Origin of the sequence: Aeromonas sp. Prich7-2, from assembly GCF_017939255.1 — a bacterium.
Taxonomy (GTDB): Bacteria; Pseudomonadota; Gammaproteobacteria; order Enterobacterales; family Aeromonadaceae; genus Aeromonas; species Aeromonas caviae.
Genome location: NZ_JAGKRI010000177.1, coordinates 1 through 674 on the forward strand (window position 1 = coordinate 1; position 674 = coordinate 674).

Genomic DNA, 674 nt, shown 5'->3' on the forward strand with positions numbered 1-674 from the left:
TAAGAAGTTGCTTGAGGTACTGGGTTGCATTGATAATAGTCATGGCTTCGGGCGTGTCGGTTTTTTTTTGCGATTAAATCAGATCACAAACGAAGCCTTTTTTCTATCTATTTCAATTGGTTGTAGCTAAAGATCCTGTACATGTGTTTTCTCTATGCAGGCACTGACCACGGCCCTCAGCCATTCCTGCGGACAGCGACCTAACCGCTTGGCTGTCTCTATCAAAGACAAGATGCGCTGCCGAAACAGCTCTCCCCGATGTGACCAAACGCCATAGCTCCCCTTGCGCCACAGCACATACCCGCGTAGCGCCCGTTCCGCCTCATTATTGGTCAAGGCTATCTCGTCGTTTTCCAGAAAACGCCACAGCATTTCATCATCCTTGAGCAGTAGCCGACAGCGACCTCGGTAGCGCTTGCTGCACAGCAAACTGCCTCGCCCCAGCTCTTTTCGCCAGCTTTGCCGACATCGCTCAAGCCTTCGCTGATATTGTTTCTGGCTCAACACGCCTTGTTCATAGCCATGTCGAACCGACATTCCGCACCTGATTTAGGAATAAATTTGCCGATAGCGCTCACCCAATACCTCCAAAATGATCTGCTGGTCTCCTGTTAGCTCCGTTACTTGTGGCGGAGCTTCTCCCAGTCGATATTCATGGATGCCACCAAAGCGCA

Annotated in this window: 1 pseudogene; it reads right to left on the reverse strand. The window is 50.6% G+C overall.

Features of this window, described 5'->3' with window-relative positions:
- Positions 1-126: 126 nt before the first annotated feature.
- Positions 127-528, reverse strand: a pseudogene (locus tag J9892_RS20445) (transposase); the annotation flags it as partial.
- Positions 529-674 lie beyond the last annotated feature (146 nt).